This is a genomic window from Flavobacterium labens (assembly GCF_048286755.1).
Lineage (GTDB): Bacteria > Bacteroidota > Bacteroidia > Flavobacteriales > Flavobacteriaceae > Flavobacterium.
This window is the reverse complement of sequence record NZ_JBLVPL010000003.1, coordinates 285,070-308,423: the sequence shown is the minus strand read 5'-3', so window position 1 is coordinate 308,423 and position 23,354 is coordinate 285,070. Positions and strand designations below refer to the sequence as shown.

Here is a 23,354-nt window from a genome sequence, read left to right as displayed (position 1 = left end):
CTAACTCAAATAAAAAATTAAAATGAAAAGTGTTTTAGAAATTAATCCTGACATCAGTTATAAAAGTGCCGGTAAATTTGAAGAAACGAGATTTGAAAAAATTCATAACGAAATTTTCAAAAATTCGGTTGAAGCTTCAACAATTGTTGCACAAGAAATAGCCGCATTAATTAGATCCAAACAAGCCGAAAATAAACCGTGTGTACTTGGTTTGGCTACTGGTTCCTCTCCTATAAAGGTCTATGAAGAATTGGTACGAATGTATAAAGAAGAAGGACTTAGCTTTAGTAATGTGGTCACTTTCAATTTGGATGAATATTATCCAATGACAAAAGAAAACAACCAAAGCTATCATTATTTCATGCATCAGCATCTTTTTAATCATATCGATATTAAACCGGAAAATGTAAATGTTCCCGACGGAACGGTAGCGATTGATGAACTGAATCAATATTGCGTTGATTATGAAATAAAAATAAAAAATGCTGGAGGACTTGATTTTCAATTATTGGGAATTGGTCGTACCGGACACGTAGGATTTAATGAACCTGGATCCCATATCAACTCAGGAACCCGAATCATTACTTTGGATCACATTACCAGAGTTGATGCATCTTCTGATTTTAATGGTATTGACAACGTCCCTAAAAGAGCGATTACTATGGGAGTTTACACTATTTTGAGATCCAAAAGAATTGTATTAATGGCTTGGAGCCAAAATAAAGCTTCCATCATAAAGAGAACCATTCAAGGAGAAATAAGTTCGGAGGTTCCCGCTACATTTTTGCAAAATCATACCAATACTACTTTCGTTTTAGATCAATTGGCAGCATCAGAATTAACTCGATTTGAAACACCTTGGTTGGTAGGAGAATGCATTTGGACACCCGAATTAAAAAATAAAGCCATTGTTTGGCTTTGCCAAGAAACTAAACAATCGATATTAAAACTGACCGACAGGGATTACAACAATAACGGAATGTCGGATCTTTTGGCGCAAGAAGGTTCTGCTTATGATTTGAATATTAATATGTTCAATGTATTGCAGCATACCATAACCGGATGGCCAGGAGGAAAACCCAATACGGATGATTCCCACAGACCCGAAAGAGCCAATCCTGCAAAAAAAAGAATCATCCTTTTTAGTCCGCATCCGGATGATGACGTGATTTCTATGGGAGGCACTTTTTCTAAATTGATAAAACAAGGCCATGATGTTCATGTAGTATATCAAACTTCTGGAAATATTGCTGTCACAGATGATGAAGCATTGAAATTTGCTGAAGTTTGCAATGATTTTATTGGAGAAACTGATTGCAATATTGATTTTCCTGCGGTAATCAATTTCATTAACAACAAAACCGAAAATCAAATTGATTCTCTTGAAGTTCGAAAATTAAAAGGCTTAATCAGACGTCGTGAATCGTATGCTGCCACAAGATACATTGGCTTAAAAGATGAAAACACGCACTTTTTAGACCTTCCTTTTTATGAAACGGGCCGAGTAAAGAAAAACCCATTGGGTCCTGAAGATGTAGCCATAGTTGCCGCCATTATTGCGAAAATAAAACCGCATCAGGTTTTTGCTGCAGGAGATTTGGCAGATCCACACGGTACTCATGAAGTTTGCTTGAATGCTATATTTAACGCCATGAAACAAATCAAATCAAAACCTTACATGAATGATTGTTGGTTATGGTTGTACAGAGGTGCTTGGCACGAATGGGATATCCATGAAATAGATATGGCTGTTCCCTTAAGTCCTGATGAAGTTTTATTAAAAAGACATGCTATTTTGTATCATCAATCTCAAAAAGACAGAGTGATGTTTCAAGGGAATGACTCCAGAGAATTTTGGGTACGAGCCGAAGATCGCAACAAAAATACCGCAAAGATTTACGACGATTTAGGTCTTGCTGAATATGAAGCTATTGAAGCTTTTAAACGTTTTGATTACTAACCTTATAATTAAATTTAAAACTATCAATATCTTAAGATTTTAATAAGGATATTGATAGTTTTAAATTTTATAAATAACCCAAATTTTACTTACAAACGTTCGTGAATAAAAAAGATTAGTTTTCGTCTTAACACTTCTATCCAATATTACTGTTGGATGTAGTCATGACGAAAACCAAAGCAGTGCATACCAACCTAATTATTTACCTACTCTTGACACCACTAATTTACCAGTCGGGTAATCACTATTAATTATAATACTTAATTGCCGTTCCAATGTCATGACAATTAAGTTTATAAATTCATGACCTATTATTGTCGGTATCATTCTTTAAAAATAATTAAGTAAATTTGAGAAATAGAATTTAACTTTAATAACTTTCCACATAGCCAGTTTCTTTAAATAGTGTATAAATTAGTTTGTGACTTGTCAAGTAAAGGTAATATTTGCAATACAAGTTATAGTACCTAATTTTTCTTGTTTTTTACTCTAGTCTTTAAAAGAGTTCGACAGTCGAACTCTAATGTCTCTTTTAGCGTCAACTTTTTATCTTTAAAAAACTTAGAATTATTAAAAAACGTTAAAATAAGTTAGGTAAATATTTTGAACCTAAAAAATAATCATTGAATTAAAAAAAATCAAATAACTTAAAATCAAATGATTAAATTAAAATTTTAAGCTGTCAAAAAAAGTTAATATAGGAATTAGGTGTTCGATTGTAGTCCCGGCGACTCCACAAAAAACCCTGTAAATAATTAATTTACAGGGTTTTTTATTTGTTTTAATTTTTAATTTTCTTCCCTTTCTTCTCCTTCACAAACAATCCAGCCGTATATTTCTCGTACAACTCAAACAAAAACTCCATCCGTTTGGCTTCACTGCTAAAAGCTTGCTTAGCGTGCCATAGGTATACAACAAAACCATTAATGTTGCTTACCTACGGCACGCTAACGAATTTTAAACCCAATTACTACCAATATTTAGTGCCTAACGGCACAAAAAAAGGATTTCAATTCTTGATTCGCTTTATTTATCAAACCTACCAAATATAAATGATTTTAACACGATTATTTATACGTAGATACGCCTGATTATTAACAAATGTAAAGACTAAATAATTTATAAATTTACGGAAAGCCGTAAAAAACAAGTAAATATTTAGAATCTCTTTATCCGATTATCCAATACCTTGAGGTACTTCTCTTTCATAGTATCAGATAAATTCATCCTGTACAACAATAAGGGAACCAAAATACTCAACGTCTCCATCTCTTAAATATATCCTAAATGATTTTCTTTAAATTGGTATATCGGGAAAAGTCGATATATTTGCACCATGGATCATATAGAAATATTTAAGGCGTTATCAAACAAATCGAGATTACAGATGCTCGAATGGTTAAAAGAACCTGAAATAAACTTTCCGCAACAACTGGCTGCCGGTTTTGAAAACGGTGTTTGCGTAGGACAAATTCAGGCCAAAGCGGGACTCACCCAATCAACAGTATCAGAATATTTATCAATTCTTCAACGCGCTGGATTTATAGAATCTACACGTGTTGGACAATGGACCTATTACAAACGCAACGAAAAAGCATTTACAGCACTGAGCAAAATAATCGAATCGAATCTATAAAAAACAATATGAATACTAATAGTTTGTTTACGCCCTTCCAATTGAAGACGCTAAACCTTAAAAATAGAATTGTAATGGCGCCTATGACGCGCTCATTTTCTCCAAATGGAGTGCCAACAGATGCTGTAGCGGCTTATTATCAAAAAAGAGCTGAAGGCGAAGTAGGTTTACTATTATCTGAAGGAACTGTAATTAATAGACCTTCTTCATCTAATGATGCCAATGTACCCCACTTTTATGGTGACCAATCTCTGGCAGGATGGAAACAAGTGATTGACGGCGTGCATTCCGCAGGCGGACAGATGGGACCACAATTATGGCACATGGGAATCATGGACAATCACCATTCCGGTTGGGTTCCACCAGTACCTTTTGAAGGACCATCAGGACTAAACAGACCGGGTTTTAGCAATGGTACCACGATGACAACAAATGATATCGAAAATACTATTATAGCTTTTGGAAAAGCTGCCGCTGATGCCAAGAGATTAGGTTTTGACTGTATCGAAATTCATGGTGCTCACGATTATTTGATTGATCAATTTTTCTGGGATGCCACAAATCAGCGTACTGATAATTATGGTGGTAAAACCTTAGCAGAACGTACACGTTTTGCCGTAGAAGTGATTAGAGAAATCAGAAAACAAGTAGGTGAAGATTTTGCCATAATCATGAGACTCTCTCAGTTCAAACCATCGGATTATAACTTCAAACTGGCAAAAACACCTCAAGAAATGGAAGCTTGGCTTAGTCCTTTGATTGATGCTGGTGTCGATATTTTACATTGTTCACAACGCCGTTTTTGGGAACCGGAATTTGAAGAAAATGACCTTAATTTTGCAGGCTGGGCTAAAAAAATCACGGGAAAACCGACTATTACAGTAGGTTCTGTTGGGCTTTCTGGAGATTTCTTCGGAGCTTTTACAGGCGAAAGTTCACAACCTACCTCTTTGGATGAATTGACAAGACGTTTAGACAGAGGTGATTTTGACCTTGTAGCAGTAGGAAGACCTCTTTTATCAGACCCGAATTGGGTTAGCAAAATAAAAGCAGGTAAGAACGATCAACTAAAAGGCTTTAGCAAAGAAGCTTTGAGTGAATTGATATTAGAATAAATTAATTCAGCGAATTATAAATGACTACTTTCTACAAATAAGTTTACATTATTTTATCAACTATCTTAATCACAACAACTAAAAGAGAGACGTTATAATAATTTCTCTCTTTTTTGTTTTACGAACAGCTCCTTTAACATAATAGGGTGTAATCCTTTAAAACATAGTTATTTTATAAAATGAATAACATAAAAAAATCACTGACTTTATAAACGAAATACACTTAAAATAAGCCCTGTCAAATTTTGAAATATTTGATATTCTGTAAACAATATTTTTTTATTACGCTAATAATCAAACTATTTACTAAATTTATTTAATTATAAATGATAAGGTAAAACAAAAACTATAAATACTATTTTTTAATAAAACTCTTTTAAAAATGAACACAACGACAAATGTAAAAGCTTACGGTACAGTAGCAGCCGATGCTCCTTTAAAACAAATGGATATCCAACGTAGAAATGCTACTGCAAAAGACATTGAAATCGAAATTTTGTATTGTGGTGTTTGTCACTCTGATTTACACACTGCAAGAAATGATTGGGGATTTACCACTTATCCTGCGGTTCCTGGTCATGAAATTGTTGGGAAAGTGACCAAAGTAGGAAATGAAGTTACTAAACTAAAAGTAGGTGATTTTGCTGCGGTAGGTTGTTTAGTAGATTCCTGCAAGACCTGTGATAATTGTAAACAAGATCTGGAACAATATTGCTCTATCGGGTGGATTGGGACTTACAATGGAGAAGACAAGCATTTGGGCGGAATGACTTTTGGAGGTTATTCTGAAAATATTGTAGTAGACGAAGACTTCGTTTTAAAAGTACCCGCTAATCTTGACTTAGCTGCTACAGCTCCTTTATTATGTGCGGGAATAACAACTTGGTCACCACTTCGCCACTGGAAAGTTGGAAAAGGAAGCAAAGTTGCGGTTGTAGGTTTAGGCGGATTAGGACATATGGCAATAAAACTTGCCAAAGGTTTAGGCGCCGAAGTTACCCTGTTCTCCAGAACACCAGATAAAGAAAAAGACGCTTTCGAATTGGGTGCAGATGCTGTTGTTATTTCAACTGACGAAAATCACATGAATGCTGTAAACGGAAAATTTGATTTAATCATAGACACCGTTCCTTATGTTCATGATGTCAACCCGTATGTGGGAACTTTAAACACTAATGGAACTTTGGTTTTAGTAGGTTATTTAGGTGGCTTGGAACCTATTTTGAATACTGTTCCAATGATTATGGGAAGAAAATCCGTAGCTGGTTCCCTAATTGGCGGAATCGCAGAAACTCAGGAAATGCTTGATTTCTGTGGGGAACATAATATTGTCTCTGAAATTGAAGTAATCAAAATCCAGGATATCAACGAAGCCTATGAAAGAATGTTGAAAAGCGATGTTCGCTATCGTTTTGTAATTGATATGGCTTCGCTAAAAAGCTAAAATACACACTACTTTTAGCCATACGCTATAATAGAATTGTAAAGAGAACGATGGTATTTATTTGTATCATCGTTCTCTTTCTTGTTTATAAAACCAATGTTTTTTTTAAGTTGTTAATTGTTTGATTTTATTAATATATTGTATGACTGTCGGTTATTTGTACCAAGCTAGACTATATGAGTAAAATTTAGCTGTATTGTCATTTCGACGAAGAAGAAATCACATAACGAGGGCAACTAATGAGATTTCTCCTTCGTCGAAATGACAAAATAAAATACATTGGTATTAGTAACGGAGTGTCATATAATTTATTAAAATTAGCAATTTAGTCTTCAAAAGTCATTGCTCTTGATTTTTATTGTTCTATGATTGTTTACATCATTACCAACTTTAAATTATAAATTTTGTAGTTTTACCCGCCTATATTCAACCCTTCATGAAACTTAAACAAATCAATATTCCTCCCTTACCTGCAGTACTTTTAGCAATCATAAGCGTGCAATCTGGGGCAGCTATAGCGAAAGGTCTTTTCCCTGCTATTGGCGCTGCCGGAACAGCTTCTTTAAGAATTGGTATTTCAGCATTGATCCTATTGGCAGTTTACAGGCCAAACCTAAAAAAAATAACTGTTGAACAATGGAAATTAGTAATCCCCTACGGTTTGTCTTTGGGTGCAATGAATTTGATTTTTTATCTTTCAATTGAAAGAATTCCCATTGGACTTGCAGTCACGCTGGAATTCATAGGTCCATTATTAGTCGCTGTTTTGGGTTCAAAACGCACAATAGATTTTTTTTGGGTACTTCTTGCTGCAGCTGGAATCGTTTTGATTGCTCCATGGTCAAATAATGGATTAGACATTCTAGGTGTAGTCTTTGCTCTTTTGGCTGGTGCACTTTGGGCGGCTTATATAATATTAGGAGGGAAAATTTCAAAAATAATGAAAGGTGGAGATGCTGTTACTATAGGCATGTTATTTGCTTCTATATTAATTGTCCCTTTTGGAATTCTAGGAAATGGGTTAAGCAACCTTACACCTCAACTTTTAGGATTAGGAGTAGCTCTCGCTTTATTATCCAGTGCAATTCCTTTTACATTAGAAATGAAAGCACTGGGACAACTTCCTGCTCGCACCTTCAGTATTTTAATGAGTTTAGAACCTGCTGCCGCATCAATTTGTGCTTTTATATTTTTACAAGAATACCTTACTTTTAATGAAATTTTAGCGGTAATTTTTGTGGTAATAGCTTCTGCTGGATCAACAATTACCTCAAAAACGCAAGAACATTAAAATTTTCAGTGCTGTTTTAAATACTTTCGATGCTTTCCTTTAAAACCCGCTGATTAAAAAAAACGATTTCTACAATATAAAAACAGCTACTTATCTCAAGCAGCTGTTTTATTTAATAATTGATAAAAATCATTGCTTCTACTACTGATTCCCTTTTTTATTTTCCCTTTGCTAATTTATTTTTTGAAAAAAAATTACCAATGTGATAAATGTTACTGTACGTGGAATTTTAACTGACAATCTTTGCAGTATAAAATTTTACAAGTTATGGAATATATCGGTTATTTTACATCTATACTCATTGGCGTTGCTCTAGGATTGATTGGTGGCGGCGGCAGTATTCTTACCGTACCCGTTTTAGTCTATTTATTTGCTATCGAACCCGTTATAGCAACTGCTTACTCTTTATTTATTGTAGGGCTTACAAGTGCTGTGGGTACAGTGGGCTATTTCAAAAAAGGGTTAGTAAATATCAAAACAGCTATTGTTTTTGGCATTCCATCAATTATTGCTGTTTTTACCACAAGAGCTTTGATTGTTCCTGCAATTCCAAAAGAAGTGTTTTCTATAGGAGAATTTATAGTTACAAAAAACCTGTTGATGATGTTACTTTTTGCTGTAATTATGATTGCCGCATCATATAGCATGATCAAAAAAGACAAAAAAATCATAGAAGAAAAGTCCGAAGAACAAAAATTCAATTACCCACTTATACTTATCGAAGGAGCAATTGTTGGCGTTATCACAGGATTAGTGGGAGCTGGTGGTGGTTTCTTAATTATTCCAGCATTAGTTGTATTGAGTAAGCTTCCTATGAAAGAAGCAGTTGGAACTTCATTAGTCATTATTGCTGCCAAATCATTGATTGGTTTCTTTGGAGAAGGTGGAGAAAATGGAATCAATTGGCAATTTCTGCTTACCATTTCAGCATTTGCAATTGTTGGAATTTTCATTGGAACAACATTATCTAAAAAAATTGATGGCAACAAACTCAAACCTGCCTTTGGTTGGTTTGTTTTAGTGATGGGAATCTACATTATAACCAAGGAGCTTTTTCTAAAATAAAACCTGTAGTACTAAAAGTCAAAAATAAGTTGAATTGTAAGAGTCATTTTAGAACCAATATCCATCTCCTTTTAATACTAAAATCGGGATGGATTTTTTAGTTATAATTGTGTTTTACAAAAAATAACATGCTCCATATCTGAAGAAAAACATAATAACAAACCTATTTAGTAAATAAATAATTAAAAAAAATATTTGTTTTAGTTGACTCATTCAAAGGATTATAAACCGTTTAATAATCGCCAAAGCATTTTTTAACAGAATGCAAAAAGCAACCTTTCATTCTCTTTAACATCCTTAGAGTAACAAATAAATTTAATAATTATGAAAAATTTCAGATTACAAGCAGCAGTCATTGTATTATTAGTTTCAACAGCTTTCACATCATGCAGCGATGATGACAACACACCAAATTTAGTTACTAAAACTTCATTAGTAACAAAAGTTGAAGGCGCCGTAACAGGAGACATAAATGTAGAAGTTCCATTAACTGTGACTTTTTCAGTGGACAACAATTGTGGATCTTATAACAAGTTTATCGAAACTGCAGCTGCAAACACAAAAACGATTGAAGTTGAATCTAAGTATGAAGGAGCTGATTGCGGAACGACGCCAACAAGTAAAACTGTTGTTTACAAATTCAAATCTACTGATGTAGGAACCTACAATTTAAAATTTAAAAAAACGGCTACTGAGTTTGTAACGCATACAATAGTTATTGATTAATTTTTTAGTTTGGTTAATTAATAATAGAAACACCAGTTGAATAGCTGGTGTTTTTTTATTTTTTAAAAGTAGTTATGTAGTGCTACCCTTCTAAAACACACGATTTATATTTTAAAATTTCACAATAGTAGCAACTTTTTTTGTTGTGTAACATTTGTCACTATCTTCTTTAAATTCATGCTATATCTTTGTATTATAATTTAATAAAGAAAATTTAAGAATATGAAAATAGAACAAATATATACAGGATGTTTAGCACAAGGTGCTTACTATATCACTTCAAATGGTGAAGCAGCCATTATTGATCCGCTTCGTGAAACAGAACCTTATATGGAAAGGCTGGAAAAAGACGGTGTGAAATTGAAATACATTTTCGAAACCCATTTCCATGCTGATTTTGTTTCCGGACATTTAGATTTAAGTAAAAAAACAGGCGCAGCAATTGTTTATGGTCCCAATGCCAATCCTGAATTTGAATTTATTTCTGCCAAAGACAACCAAGAATTTGCAATTGGTAACATCAAAATAAAAGTGTTGCACACGCCGGGTCACACTATGGAAAGTACCACATACTTATTAATAGATGAAAACGGAAAAGAGCATGCCATTTTCTCTGGAGATACTTTATTTATTGGTGATGTTGGCCGTCCAGATTTAGCTCAAAAAGCAGCACACATGACACAGGACCAGTTGGCAGGTCTATTATTCCATTCGTTAAGAGACAAAGTAATGACACTGGCTGATGACGTAATCGTATATCCGGCTCACGGTGCGGGTTCTGCTTGTGGAAAAAACATGAGTAAAGAAACTGTTTCAACCATTGGCGAACAAAAAGCAACAAATTATGCTTTGCGCGCTAATATGACTGAAGCCGAATTTGTGCAAGAAGTTACGGAAGGTTTGTTGCCTCCACCAGCCTATTTTGGGATGAACGTTGCCATGAACAAAAAAGGGATTGAAAGCTTTGAAAATGTCTTCAATAACGGAATGAGAGCAATTAACGCTTCTGAATTTGAAGCTGTGGCAGAAGAAACCGGTGCTTTAATCTTGGATACCAGAGACAATGGTGATTTTGCAAAAGGATATGTGCCTCAGTCTATAAACATTGGTATCAATGGCGATTTTGCCCCTTGGGTAGGTGCTTTAATTGCCGATGTGAAACAACCAATCATTTTAGTCACTGCACCAGGATTTGAAGAAGAAACAGTAACGCGATTAACCCGAGTTGGATTTGATAATTTAATAGGACATTTAGAAGGTGGCTTTGAAGCTTGGAAAAAAACCGGTTTTGAAATCGACACTGTAAATCGCATCACGGCGGAACAATTTGCAAAAGAAGTCAAAATTGGCGAAAGCAAAATAATCGATGTTCGTAAAGAAAGTGAGTATGAGGCAGAACATGTTGATGAAGCATACAGCCGACCATTAGCGTATATCAATGATTGGGTAAAAGACATCAATCCTGAAGAACATTTTTATATGCATTGTGCCGGAGGATACCGCAGCATGATGGCCGCATCAATTTTGCAAGCACGAGGATATAGAAACTTTACAGAAATCGAAGGTGGTTTTGGAGCGATAGCTAAAACTACTGTCCCTAAAACTGATTTCGTTTGTCAAAGCAAAGTATTAAAATAATAAAACAAATAATCATGTTCGGAATTTTTAAAAATATGTTTTCAAAAAAAGACACCACACAAATGGAAAAATTACTAAAAGAAGGTGCGTTCCTTGTTGATGTTCGCACACCTGCAGAATTTGCAGAAGGTCACGTAAAAGGATCAACAAATATTCCTTTGGATCAAGTTGCGAGTCAATTAGCAAAATTTAAAGGAAAAGAGCAAATTATTGTTTTCTGCCGAAGTGGGAATCGCAGCGGTCAAGCCAAAATGATTTTGGAACAAAACGGTTTTAAAAATGTCACTAATGGCGGTACTTGGATGGATGTGAACGAAGCAATAAATAAATTTTAAATACTATTAAAGTAGCGTGCCGTTTAAAACAAAAAAATACTTGTTTTAAACGGCACGTTTATTTTTTTATAAATCGAAATTTGATATAATTATTAGAAAATTTTATTTTCAAAATTGATTCAAATAAAGAAGTAAATTTGATTATCTTTTAAGAGATACTAATGAATTTATTCCTTTGAATTTAATAAAAACTATTGAACTACCTTTTGAATTTAATTCAAAAAAACGGATATGAAAGACACAAAAGCAATAAACAAAGACTTGATTTTAAGAGAAAGATTAGCGTTACAACGAACAGTGCTAGCGAATCAATCTACTTTTCTTGCCTTCCTGAGAACGGCAATGTATTTTTTAATTGCAGGATTGAGTTTGCGAAATTTATTAAAAGTGGAAAATAGTTTCCTGATTGAAATTGCCCTTTTTGTCATTTCTTTCGTGATATTTTTACTTGGAACTCTAAACTATTTCAAGCATAAAAAATCCATTTCCGAAAACAAAAAACACATTGGCGATTACCAATTAGAATATTATGAATGATTCCTTTACAACTCTTTATAATACCTTCTCCCCTATGCTCCATCAAGAATAAATTGAAAAATATTGATTTTTTTTGGACTAAAAAATGAACCATTCAACAATAGAATATGAATACTAAGAAACTTGGATTAAAGGAAAATTGGAAACAATTTACCATTTTGGTAATCATAAATGCTTTTGTTGGTGGAATGATAGGAATGGAAAGAACCATTATTCCAAAATTTGCTGAGATTGAATTTGGTATAGCTTCAAAAACGGCTATTCTTTCATTTATCACCGCATTTGGTATCACTAAAGCCATTACCAATTATTTTACGGGCAAGTTGGCGAATCGCTTTGGTCGAAAAAAATTGCTTTTATTTGGTTGGATTCTGGCCATACCTATTCCCTTTATTTTAATTTATGCAGAATCTTGGAATTGGGTGATTTTTGCAAATATCCTTTTGGGCATTAGCCAAGGACTCACTTGGAGCAGTACTGTGGTGATGAAAATTGATTTGGTTGGAGAAAAAGATCGCGGGCTAGCGATGGGACTCAACGAATTCGCCGGTTATTTTGCCGTTGGGCTAGTTGCTTTTCTATCAGGTTTTATTGCTGAAAAATATGGCATTACGCCCTACCCTTTTTATCTGGGAATTGGAATTTCGATAATTGGTTTTTTATTGACTTTGTTTTTTGTGAAAGATACCAGAGTATTTGTAAACCAGGAAAATACCACCAATCAAACCAAAAAATTAGATAATATTTTTCTGGAAACTACTTTCAAAAACAAAACATTAAGTGCAGTAACCCAAGCTGGATTAGTCAATAATTTGAATGACGGTATGATTTGGGGGCTTTTGCCTATTGTCTTACTTTCGTTGCACTACAATTCACAAAATATTGGTGTTATAACTGCCATTTACCCCACCGTTTGGGGTTTTGGACAATTGATAACCGGAAAAATGTCAGACATATATTCGAAAAAAAAGATGCTTTTTTGGGGAATGTTACTACAGGGAATTGCGATTCTTTGTATTCCTTTCAGTACCGAAATGTATCAATTAGCAACTATTTCAGCCTTACTGGGATTTGGAACTGCATTAGTTTATCCTACTTTTTTATCAGCCATTGCTCAAGCCACAAATCCAACTCAAAGAGCTGAAAGTATTGGTACATTTAGACTTTGGAGGGATTTAGGTTATGCGATAGGTGCCATTATTTCAGGAATAACCGCTGATTTATTTGGAGTGAATTACGCTATTATATTGATTGGTGTCATCACCATTGTATCGTCACTGATTATTAAAATCCGAATGCCGAAAGACTCTTTATAAAAAGCAAGCCGCAAATTTTAATCTAAAATCATCTCTTTTTAGAGAATAACAATTAAAAAAATGGAACCAAAAAAATCAAAAAAATCTACTATTCAAAATATTTTATTTATCGTATTAATAGCACTTCTTTTGTTTAGTCCTTTGGGCACTTTTGTAAAAGTACAACTGAACCGATTAATTGCTTTTTCGCCCAAAACTATCGCTGTAACAGATCAAAAAATGCTTTCCAGTTATCAATGGCAATTAATAGACGTAACCGGAAAGACTGTGTCATTAGAGGAATACAAAGGAAAAATAATATTCATTAATTTCTGGGCTACTTGGTGTCCGCCTTGTATTGCCGAGATGCCGAGTATTCAAAAATTATATGTTGATTATCAGGATAAAATGGTCTTTTTGTTTGTGACAACGGATTCTTTTGACAAAGCAAATGCTTTTATGGTCAAAGAAAATTTGACTCTTCCCGTTTATCAATCACTAAGCAATCCTCCAGTAGAAATGGAATCTTCAACAATTCCGGCAACTTATCTTATTGATCAATCAGGAAATGTGATTGTAGCCAAAATTGGAACAGCCAATTGGAATAGTGATTCGTTCCGAGAAAAGTTAGATGAGTTATTAAAAAAATAAAATCAATGTCATTTTTAACTTTTTTTTCTTGTGTGACAAAAGTAACATAACTACTCATTTATAAATATAACCTTTGTGGTAACAAAAATATAAATATGGGAATTTTAGAATTAATCAGAGAACCTTGGCCTTGGTATATTGCCGGCCCATTAGTTGGACTTACAGTTCCGGCTTTGTTAATTATTGGCAACAAATCATTTGGTATTAGCGCCTCATTACGTCACACTTGTGCCATGTGCTTACCGGCAAACATAAAGTTTTTCAAATACGATTGGAAAAAAGAAATCTGGAATATGTTTTTCGTTTTCGGTATTTTATTAGGTGGTGTAATTGCCTTTAGCTTCTTATCAAATCCTAATCCAATTATCATTGATGGAAATCTACAAACCGAATTGGCAGGCTACGGCATTACTGAAATTTACGGAATGTTACCAGAACAATTATTCTCGTGGGAAAGTTTGTTTACACTCAAAGGATTTTTCATGATGGTCGTTGGTGGTTTTTTCATTGGTTTTGGTTCTCGTTATGCAGGAGGTTGCACCAGTGGTCACGCTATTTCTGGTTTGTCTAATTTACAAATGCCATCATTGATTGCAACATGTTGTTTCTTCATTGGCGGATTGATTATGGCAAACATTATTTTACCATTTATTCTTTCACTTTAAATTACTAATTATGAATATAAAAGATCAAAATACAGATTTCGAAACGCGTTCCTTAGACACGGTTTGTATCAACGAGAGTCAATTGGAACACAAGTGGTACCACAATTTAAAATACTTAGTCATTGGTATCTTATTCGGTATTGTTTTCATAAAAGCAGAAATTATCAGTTGGTATCGCATTCAGGAAATGTTCCGTTTCCAATCTTTTCACATGTACGGCGTTATAGGAAGTGCCGTTATAGTGGGAATAATATCCGTTTTTCTGATAAAAAAATTCAATATTAAAACCATTTATGGAGAAAAAATTGAATTCCACGACAAAACCTTCAACAAAGGACAAATCTACGGAGGACTTATCTTTGGGTTGGGTTGGGCAGTAACTGGAGCTTGTCCTGGACCGTTGTTTGCACAAATTGGAACGGGTGCAACCGTGATGATTGTAACCCTATTTTTTGCAATAGTAGGAACTTGGGTATATGGATATTTTAGAGACAAACTGCCTCATTAATAAATTTATGATTCCAGAAAAACAAAATATCGTCCAATTTAAATCGCTTGTAAAAAGTCTGATTTATCTCTTTATGACTATTATTTTCTTAGTCATGGGGTTGTTCTTGCTTGTGTTTTTCAATTCATCAATCACCGCTTGGTTTCAAAATAGTGGACCGGATCTCGATTCCCTGTATGTTGAAGCAGAGAAAAAAGTGATTTTACAAAATGAAACGGCAAAATTCTGGAAACCAACTGATATCAAACTGATTACCGATGCAACATTAAAGCAGGAAGTGGAATATGGCAAAGACTTAATTGCACATACGGCTAAATATTTGGGTCCAAATGGTAGTGTGAAACAAATCACTAATGGCATCAATTGCAACAATTGTCACTTAGATGCCGGAACAAAGCCTTGGGGAAACAATTATGGTTCCGTATATTCCATGTATCCAAAAATGAGAGCACGAAGCGGACAAGTGGAAGACCTTTATAAAAGAGTCAATGATTGTATGGAACGAAGCTTAAATGGCCAGCCTCTGAAACGAGACGAGAAAGAGATGAAAGCTATGATTGCTTATATTGAATACATTGGCAGTAATGTTCCCAAAGGCAAAGAAGCAAATGCATCCGGAATCTATGATTTGGAATATTTAAATCGCGCTGCTGATCCTCTTAAAGGCAAAGCATTATATAACGCCAAATGTGCGAGTTGTCATCAAGTGAATGGTGAGGGAATTTTAGCAGTAGATAAAAAAGAATATACGTATCCGCCACTTTGGGGCAAAAATTCATACAATAACGGTGCAGGATTGTTTAGAATCAGTCGTTTTGCAGGATTCATAAAATACAATATGCCATTAGGGGCAACCTATGATAATCCTCAATTATCTGATGAAGAGTCCTGGGATATTGCAGCTTACGTGGAAAGTCTGGACAGACCATCGAAAGATTTAAGTAAAGACTGGCCCAATATTTCTAAAAAACCGGTGGATCATCCTTTTGGTCCTTTTTCAGATTCGTTTACGGAAGCTCAACATAAATTCGGACCTTTCAAACCTATAAAAGAAGAAAAAAAGAAAAACGAAAAAAAACAATCTTAAAACTCAATTATGAAAAACCTGACGCTTTCATTCATTCTCGTATTTAGCATGATTTCAATTGCTGCATTGGCTCAAAAAAAGCCGAACAACCATAAAATCGTTTTTCAGTTTACCAATGCCACTGATACTTTACAACAGAAAGCAATTGTAAACCAGCTGAAAAATATGACTACACATTGGCCTAATGCAAAATACGAAGTCGTGATTCACAGCATGGGTTTGCCATTTGTAATGTCTGAGAAATCAAAGCAAATAGGAGCAATCAAGGCACTTAAGGCTAAAGGTGTTCGTTTTTTAGTATGTGAGAACACGATGAAAAGTCAAAAAGTAACCAAAGATCAATTGATTCCGGAAGTAGAATATGTACCGGTAGGAATAGCCGAAATTGTTGAAAAACAAGAACAAGGCTGGAGTTACATCAAAGGTGGATTCTAAATTAAAAATGTAAAATTTATTTTACTCTATCCTACACCATTAATTTGGCTGTAGTTTTCTCTGTAAAAAACTGCTAAAAAATAAACCATCAAACCTAAAAACCATGAGCAATAACCGAAGAGATTTTCTAAAATCAGTGGGGACATTAGGCCTCGGTGCTGCGATTATTTCGCCTATTTCCGCTATTGCAAATGCAAATCAGACTGAAGAAATTAACTTAGATACAAGAATAGATGGTTCTAAACCGCTAACAATTTCTATTCTTCAAACCACCGATGTGCATTGTCAGATTCATCCGCATGATGAATTATTCTGGGAAAATGGCAAAGCGATTTTTAGAAAAACCGGCGGTTATGCATATATGGCAACCTTATTGAAACAATTAAAAAAGAAAAACCCAAATACTTTTACTATTGATACTGGTGATATGTTTCAAGGCAGCGAATTAAGCGTAGAAACCACTGGTAAAGCTTTTGTTCCCATTTTAAATGCGTTGAATTACGATTTGTACTTACCTGGAAATTGGGAAGTAATTTATGGAAAAAGAAAAATGCAAACCTTATTGGGTTCTTTGGATGCGCCAAAAATTTGCACTAATATGTACCATGATTTAGGGGAAGGAAAACGAGGAGAACTTATTTTTCAGCCGTATACGATTTGGAAAATTGCTGGAGCAAAAATTGGTTTTTTAGGATACACCGATCCTTTGGTACCATTGCGACAAAGTCCAAATTACAGCAAAGGAATTTTATATACCAATCCCGAAGAAAATCTGGCTCATTATGTAGATATGCTAAGAAATCAGGAACAATGTAGTTACGTAATTATAATTGCTCATTTAGGTTTATCGCAGCAAATAGCGTTGGCAAACCGACCAGAATGTGAAGGTGTAAACTATATTTTAGGTGGCGACACGCACGAAAGAGTCCGAAAACCTATAGTATGTAAATATTCAAAAGTGGTAGAACCGGGAGCATTCGGTTCGTTTATTGGAAAATTAGATTTGACAATTTTGAACGGTAAAGTCATTAAAGACAACTATGAATTAATAGAAGTCGATTCTCCAAAAATAAACCCCGATGCTAAAATCGAGAAATTATTAAAAGAAAAAGAGGCCGTTTATCACGAAAAAATCAATCGGGTTATTGGTCACAGCACGATTCCTTTGTACCGTTATTTTGTGGTTGAAAACCCAATTGACACGATGATTCTAAATGCTTTAAACTGGAAATATCCTGAAATAGATATTAATCTTTCTAATGGATTCCGTTTTTGTCCACCAAAAACTACTCCGGACGAAACTGGAAATATTCCCATTACAAACGGATTTATCTTTGATATGCTTCCCGTGGACAGCACCGTAAGAACCGCTAAAGTAACTGGAAAACAATTGAAAAACTGGCTCGAAAAAGAATTAAATAATGTCTTTGCGCAAGATGCTTCAAAACGTTTTGGCGGCTGGGTCGTGAAATTCAAAGGAATGGAAGTACGATTTAACGCTTTTGCAGAAATGGACAAAAGAGTGCAAAGTATTACCATAAAAAATATTCCAATCGATCCTGAAAAAATATATACTATCATGGCATGTGAACGTGATGGCGATCCTGTAGATATGCTTTGCAGAATGAAAGGCGTTATGGATGCCAAAAATACAACTTCAACCTTACATACGGTAATGAGAGAATATTTAAAACAGAATTCTCCCGTAACGCCAACGCCCGAAAAAAATGCTATAATTCTGGATGCTCCAGAAACATTACTGTCTCAAGTTACAGGTGTTGATTATACTTTCAGATAAAATTTAAGTCGTTAAGTCTAACGTTATAAAGCCGAATATATAAAACATTCGGCTTTGTTTTTTTGGGTCAATGTGATAAAAGTTACTTCCCATTTATATTGATGGGATTATTTTTGTACCAAATCTAAACGTTCAAAAATGAAAAATTTTTTCGCAATAATTTATATCCTTACCTCACTCCTTTTTTCTATAAATATAATAGCACAACATCAGGAAATTTCAGAAAAGTCAACAGTTTGGAAAGAAAAAAATAATGAAAAAATTGATTCCACCTCGATTTTAAATGCTTTCAAAAATGGAAATTTCAGTGGACATTTTCGCTATTTTTTTATGAATACCAATAACGAAAGTGACTTATCTAATTATTATGCAAATGCCCTTGGTGGAGGGGTAAAATTTGAAACGGCCAAATTTCATAATTTTCAATTTGGCGTGAGCGGCTACTATATTTTTAATATTGGTTCCTCTGATTTTATTGAAAAAGATTCCATCACCAATGCACCAAATCGATATGAAGTGGCACTTTTTGATATTCAAAACCCATCAAACAAAGATAATTTAAGTCGGTTAGAAGAATTATATTTAAAATACAATTATAAAAATTCGAATATGACCATCGGAAAACAGCTCCTGAATACTTCCTTTATAAACCTACAAGACGGCAGAATGCGTCCTACCGAAGTAAACGGAATTTGGGTAGATTTTAATGAAATCAAAAAAACTAAAATTAATCTGGGCTATCTCTACGGAATCTCACCACGAAGCACGTTAAAATATTTTGATGTGGGAGAATCTATAGGAATCTATCCATCCGGCGCGAATCCTGATGGAACAAAATCTGATTATGCAGGGAATCTGGACAGTAACGGAATTTATATTTTTGGTGTGCAAAACGAATCCATGCAGCATCTAAAAACACTTTTGTGGAATCAATATGTAGAAAATATATTTAATACCGCTTTGTTCCAAATGGATTATAACTATCCTTTAAACTCAAAATCAAAACTGCTTTTTGGGTTTCAGATGATATACCAAAACGCACTCAATTTTGGAGGAAATGAAGATCAAAGCAAAACTTATTTTCAAAAAAATGGCAACTCACAAACCTTTGGCGGAAGGCTCGGTTGGAAAAATAAAACGGTGGAATTAACTTTAAACTACAACCGAATTACAGCCAAAGGAAGGTATTTAATGCCACGAGAATGGGGACGAGATCCTTTTTATACATTTATGCCAAGGGAACGCAATGAAGGTTTTGGAGATGTAAATGCCGTAATGACCAAAATACAATACACAAATCCTAAAAAAACATTCAAATCGCAACTTGCAGTTGGTTATTTTAATTTACCAGATGTGAAAAACGTTGCATTAAATAAATACGGTTTGCCTTCTTATGTGCAGACTAATGCTGACATTCGATATGAATTTCAAGGATTCTTAAAGGGTTTTGATACACAACTATTGTATGTTCACAAATTTAATGTGGGTGAAACTTACGGTAATAAAAATTATGTTTTTAATAAGACAAACATGAGTACTATCAATTTTATTGTCAATTTTAATTTTTAAAACCCTTTTAATCCAAGTGATAAAACTTCATTATCAAATAATTCAGCAGTAAATACAACAAAGTTCCTACCACTGCAAGTGAAATGGCAAAGCTAATCAGGTTGAGAACGATATTAGGAATAAACTTCAATCTAGGATGTGTGATGAAAGGCTCCCGATGCAGTCTTTGGTGAATATTTTCCTTAGCTATTTTGATTTTCTTTTTGATAATAAATAATTTTTAAAGACAATAGTGATAAAATTGTCATTATTGTTTTGTGGTTTACTATTTTGAATACTCTAAATTACGTAATATTTTTAAGATAAAGAAGTTATAAAATAGATTTAATCTGCTTTAAGTATTGACTATATGAGAAAAGCCGGTTCATATCCCTTTGATATTTCCTTTATTTTTCAAGAAAATCACTTCAATTATTTTACTGGTCATTTCTGCATCAATTTTTAACCGATTTGATAAAATTTCGATCACATTTTTTTCTTCTTTTTCCAATGTTCCATCAGCAAGCAATACTTCTAATGCAAGAGCAAATAAAGTTTCTTTATCCTCATCTTCAACTAGTTCACAACAGGCTGAAATGTATTTCAATTGCCCCAATTCCGTTCTTAAATTGAATGATTTTGCATAAAGAGGCGCAATATCAATTCCAATAAATTTTTGTTTAGAATGCAACAGTCTTGATAATGATGCTTTTTCCGCATCCGTAATTTGGTTATCTGCAGATATACAAGAGTATAAAATTCCAACCCAAGCTTCAAAATCAGAGCTTACCTGATTTTGGCTACTATTATTTTTATCTTCAAATGAACTCATATTTTTATTTTTTGTTAAAGTTACTGCTAACTTTCCTACACATTGTTCGAGTTTGGGAATAAATTACCATTTATTTTTAGTCATCATTAAACTTTCAAATACAAGACTACTAAATTGTACAGGAAACCAATTCCCAGATTTTTATAACCTCTAATACAGCCATATCAAAAACAATAAAAGTTTAGAACAACGATTCTCACTAATTTATGAATTTAATACTGGCTTAATAATATCCTGATGAACTAATGCTCGTTTAATTAAACATTTTTAGTAAATTTATCAATCACAAACACCATCAATAGCTATAGTTTTTATCTATTGAAAATAAAATTAGGTAAAGATACTTTTTGGTAAATTCGCTTTAAGTAAATAAAAAATCAATCATACTATGGAAAATAACACAAACCCAACATCGTACAATGTCAACGGAGAAAGCAAATGCCCATTTTCTGGTGCAACTGCTCCAAAACAAAGTACGGGTACCGGTCCAAGTAACCGCAACTGGTGGCCTCACCAACTTAGTTTAAACGTTCTGCGTCAAAACTCATTAGAGAACAACCCAATGGGTGCCAACTTTAATTATGCCGAAGAATTTAAAAAAGTTGATCTAGAGGCTTTAAAAAATGATATCAAAGAAGTAATTACAACATCTCAAGATTGGTGGCCAGCTGATTATGGTAGCTACGGACCTTTCTTTATTAGACTAGCTTGGCACAGTGCAGGAACATACCGTATTGCTGATGGTCGTGGTGGAGCTGGTTTTGGTACACAACGATTTGCACCACTAAACAGCTGGCCAGATAATGCCAACTTAGACAAAGCTCGTTTACTATTGTGGCCAATAAAACAAAAATACGGCAACAAAGTTTCATGGGCAGATTTAATGGTTTTAGTTGGGAATTGTGCATTAGAATCAGCTGGTTTTAAAACTTTTGGTTTTGCTGGAGGTCGCGTAGATGTTTGGGAACCACAAGAAGATATTTATTGGGGACCAGAAAAAGAATGGTTGTCATTAAGTACAGAGCCGCACAGCCGTTACTCTGGAGATCGTGAGCTTGAAAATCCGCTTGCAGCAGTACAAATGGGACTTATTTATGTAAACCCAGAAGGACCAGACGGAAATCCTGATCCGCTATTAGCAGCACGCGACATTAGAGAGACGTTTGCACGTATGGCAATGAATGATGAGGAAACTGTAGCCTTGATAGCTGGAGGGCATACCCTAGGAAAAACTCACGGTGCTGCAGATCCTAATGTTTATGTAGGTGCTGAGCCAGCAGGAGCATCTCTTGAAGAGCAAAGTTTAGGATGGAAAAATACATATGGTACTGGAAACGGTGCTGATACTATTACAAGTGGACTTGAAGGAGCGTGGACTACTACACCCGTAAACTGGAGTAATAATTATTTTGAAAATCTGTTTGGTTTTGAGTGGGAATTAACAAAAAGCCCGGCCGGAGCACATCAATGGAAACCAAAAGGTGATGCTGGTGCAGGTACAGTTCCTGATGCTCACGACCCTACAAAAAGCCACCAACCTTTTATGCTGACCACTGACTTATCATTACGAGTTGACCCAGTATATGAGAAAATTTCAAGACACTTTTTTGAAAATCCTGATGTGTTTAACGATGCTTTTGCTAGAGCATGGTTTAAATTGACTCACAGAGATATGGGACCAAAAGTACGTTATTTAGGAAATGAAGTTCCAGCCGAAGAATTAATCTGGCAAGATCCAGTTCCTAATGTTACACATGAATTAATCAACGAGCAAGATGTTGAAGCACTTAAAGCATCTGTTTTATCATCTGGATTAAGTGTTTCAGAGTTAGTAAGTACCGCATGGGCATCAGCATCTACTTTTAGAGGATCAGATAAGCGTGGTGGAGCAAATGGTGCACGCATTAGACTAGAGCCACAAAGAAATTGGAAAGTAAATAATCCTTCTCAATTAGATCGTGTTTTAAAAACACTTGAGAACATTAAAAATGATTTCAACTCTAAAAATACCAACAAGCAAGTATCTATTGCCGATTTAATTGTAGTAGCAGGAAACGCAGCAGTTGAAAAAGCAGCAGCAAATGCTGGTATATCTGTACAAGTTCCTTTTGCACCGGGACGTACTGATGCTTCTCAAGAGCAAACAGATGTTGAATCGTTTGCCGTTTTAGAGCCACAAGCAGATGGATTTAGAAATTATGTAAAAACAAAATATACCGTTTCTGCAGAAGAAATGTTAATTGACAAAGCGCAGTTGTTGACTTTAACAGCTCCAGAAATGACGGTATTAGTAGGTGGAATGCGTGTATTGAACACTAATTTTGATAAGTCTCAAAATGGAGTTTTTACAAGCAGACCTGAAACACTTACTAATGATTTCTTTGTAAACCTATTAGATTTAAGAACTACTTGGAAAGCCGTTTCAGAATCTGATGATGCTTTTGTAGGAAGTGATAGAATGGCTGGTGGATTAAAATGGATTGGAACAAGAGTTGATTTAATCTTCGGTTCTAACTCAGAATTAAGAGCACTTGCAGAAGTTTACGGATACCATGACGCACATGAAAAATTTGTAACTGATTTTGTTGCCGCATGGACTAAAGTAATGAACTTAGATCGTTTCGACTTAGTTTAATTTTAGAATTTATAATTTGTTTAAAAAGGTGATCTGGTAACGGATCACCTTTTTTGTTTTATATTTTGATTTACAGATTAATCAAAATTTATAAGTTGCGATTAATTCCTATTTATCATTTTTCCTAATCACTCAACTGGCAGCCATAAAGTG

At 34.4% G+C, this 23,354-nt stretch carries 20 protein-coding genes; 19 read left to right on the top strand and 1 reads right to left on the bottom strand.

Translation table 11 applies throughout. The features are described 5' to 3' along the window. Positions 1–22: 22 nt before the first annotated feature. The 18 genes from nagB to ACNQF8_RS10165 all read left to right on the top strand — a co-directional run bounded on the left by nagB (position 23) and on the right by ACNQF8_RS10165 (position 19,755). Positions 23–1,960, top strand: a complete 1,938-nt coding sequence (nagB, locus tag ACNQF8_RS10250) for a glucosamine-6-phosphate deaminase (protein WP_417953292.1) — start codon at positions 23–25, stop codon at positions 1,958–1,960. Between the two features lie 1,336 nt (positions 1,961–3,296). Continuing rightward, complete coding sequence (locus ACNQF8_RS10245) at positions 3,297–3,596, top strand: ArsR/SmtB family transcription factor (RefSeq protein ID WP_315208284.1); 300 nt, start codon at positions 3,297–3,299, stop codon at positions 3,594–3,596. A gap of 8 nt (positions 3,597–3,604) precedes the next feature. After that, positions 3,605–4,711, top strand: a complete 1,107-nt coding sequence (locus ACNQF8_RS10240; RefSeq protein WP_417953293.1) for an NADH:flavin oxidoreductase — start codon at positions 3,605–3,607, stop codon at positions 4,709–4,711. Between the two features lie 382 nt (positions 4,712–5,093). Beyond that, positions 5,094–6,155: an NAD(P)-dependent alcohol dehydrogenase gene (locus ACNQF8_RS10235; RefSeq protein WP_417952176.1), complete on the top strand. Its 1,062-nt coding sequence runs from the start codon at positions 5,094–5,096 to the stop codon at positions 6,153–6,155. A gap of 436 nt (positions 6,156–6,591) precedes the next feature. Beyond that, positions 6,592–7,446 carry an EamA family transporter gene (locus tag ACNQF8_RS10230; protein WP_417952177.1) on the top strand — a complete coding sequence of 285 codons (855 nt, stop codon included), beginning with the start codon at positions 6,592–6,594 and terminating at the stop codon, positions 7,444–7,446. A gap of 267 nt (positions 7,447–7,713) precedes the next feature. Beyond that, positions 7,714–8,511: a sulfite exporter TauE/SafE family protein gene (locus tag ACNQF8_RS10225; RefSeq protein ID WP_417952178.1), complete on the top strand. Its 798-nt coding sequence runs from the start codon at positions 7,714–7,716 to the stop codon at positions 8,509–8,511. A 324-nt stretch (positions 8,512–8,835) separates the two neighbouring features. Beyond that, complete coding sequence (locus ACNQF8_RS10220) at positions 8,836–9,237, top strand: hypothetical protein (RefSeq protein WP_417952179.1); 402 nt, start codon at positions 8,836–8,838, stop codon at positions 9,235–9,237. 222 nt (positions 9,238–9,459) lie between these two features. Continuing rightward, positions 9,460–10,875, top strand: coding sequence for an MBL fold metallo-hydrolase (locus ACNQF8_RS10215; protein WP_315208297.1), 1,416 nt, complete (start codon positions 9,460–9,462; stop codon positions 10,873–10,875). A 14-nt stretch (positions 10,876–10,889) separates the two neighbouring features. Continuing rightward, positions 10,890–11,210, top strand: a complete 321-nt coding sequence (locus tag ACNQF8_RS10210) for a rhodanese-like domain-containing protein (RefSeq protein WP_315208299.1) — start codon at positions 10,890–10,892, stop codon at positions 11,208–11,210. 231 nt (positions 11,211–11,441) lie between these two features. Then, positions 11,442–11,747 (top strand): DUF202 domain-containing protein, encoded by a 306-nt coding sequence (locus tag ACNQF8_RS10205; protein WP_315208301.1) that lies wholly within the window; start codon positions 11,442–11,444, stop codon positions 11,745–11,747. 107 nt (positions 11,748–11,854) lie between these two features. Continuing rightward, positions 11,855–13,063: an MFS transporter gene (locus ACNQF8_RS10200; protein WP_417952180.1), complete on the top strand. Its 1,209-nt coding sequence runs from the start codon at positions 11,855–11,857 to the stop codon at positions 13,061–13,063. A gap of 60 nt (positions 13,064–13,123) precedes the next feature. Further along, positions 13,124–13,693 (top strand): TlpA family protein disulfide reductase, encoded by a 570-nt coding sequence (locus tag ACNQF8_RS10195; protein ID WP_417952181.1) that lies wholly within the window; start codon positions 13,124–13,126, stop codon positions 13,691–13,693. A 95-nt stretch (positions 13,694–13,788) separates the two neighbouring features. After that, positions 13,789–14,358 carry a YeeE/YedE family protein gene (locus ACNQF8_RS10190; RefSeq protein ID WP_417952182.1) on the top strand — a complete coding sequence of 190 codons (570 nt, stop codon included), beginning with the start codon at positions 13,789–13,791 and terminating at the stop codon, positions 14,356–14,358. A gap of 10 nt (positions 14,359–14,368) precedes the next feature. After that, complete coding sequence (locus tag ACNQF8_RS10185) at positions 14,369–14,866, top strand: DUF6691 family protein (protein WP_417952183.1); 498 nt, start codon at positions 14,369–14,371, stop codon at positions 14,864–14,866. A gap of 73 nt (positions 14,867–14,939) precedes the next feature. Then, complete coding sequence (locus ACNQF8_RS10180) at positions 14,940–15,953, top strand: c-type cytochrome (protein WP_417983499.1); 1,014 nt, start codon at positions 14,940–14,942, stop codon at positions 15,951–15,953. Between the two features lie 9 nt (positions 15,954–15,962). Then, positions 15,963–16,388: a DsrE family protein gene (locus ACNQF8_RS10175; protein WP_417952185.1), complete on the top strand. Its 426-nt coding sequence runs from the start codon at positions 15,963–15,965 to the stop codon at positions 16,386–16,388. 103 nt (positions 16,389–16,491) lie between these two features. Next, the gene (locus tag ACNQF8_RS10170) at positions 16,492–18,186 is read left to right on the top strand and encodes a bifunctional metallophosphatase/5'-nucleotidase (RefSeq protein WP_417953295.1); all 1,695 of its coding nucleotides are present in this window, start codon (positions 16,492–16,494) and stop codon (positions 18,184–18,186) included. Positions 18,187–18,324: 138 nt separating this feature from the next. Further along, a complete protein-coding gene (locus ACNQF8_RS10165) occupies positions 18,325–19,755 on the top strand; it encodes an OprD family outer membrane porin (RefSeq protein ID WP_417952187.1) in 1,431 nt (476 codons plus the stop codon). A 364-nt stretch (positions 19,756–20,119) separates the two neighbouring features. Here the strand turns inward: ACNQF8_RS10165 and ACNQF8_RS10160 are convergent, their stop codons facing one another. After that, positions 20,120–20,566, bottom strand: a complete 447-nt coding sequence (locus ACNQF8_RS10160; protein WP_417952188.1) for a tellurite resistance TerB family protein — start codon at positions 20,564–20,566, stop codon at positions 20,120–20,122. A gap of 388 nt (positions 20,567–20,954) precedes the next feature. Between ACNQF8_RS10160 and katG the strand changes: the two genes are divergently transcribed. Beyond that, complete coding sequence (gene katG, locus ACNQF8_RS10155; RefSeq protein ID WP_417953296.1) at positions 20,955–23,201, top strand: catalase/peroxidase HPI; 2,247 nt, start codon at positions 20,955–20,957, stop codon at positions 23,199–23,201. The last annotated feature ends 153 nt before the right edge of the window (positions 23,202–23,354 follow it).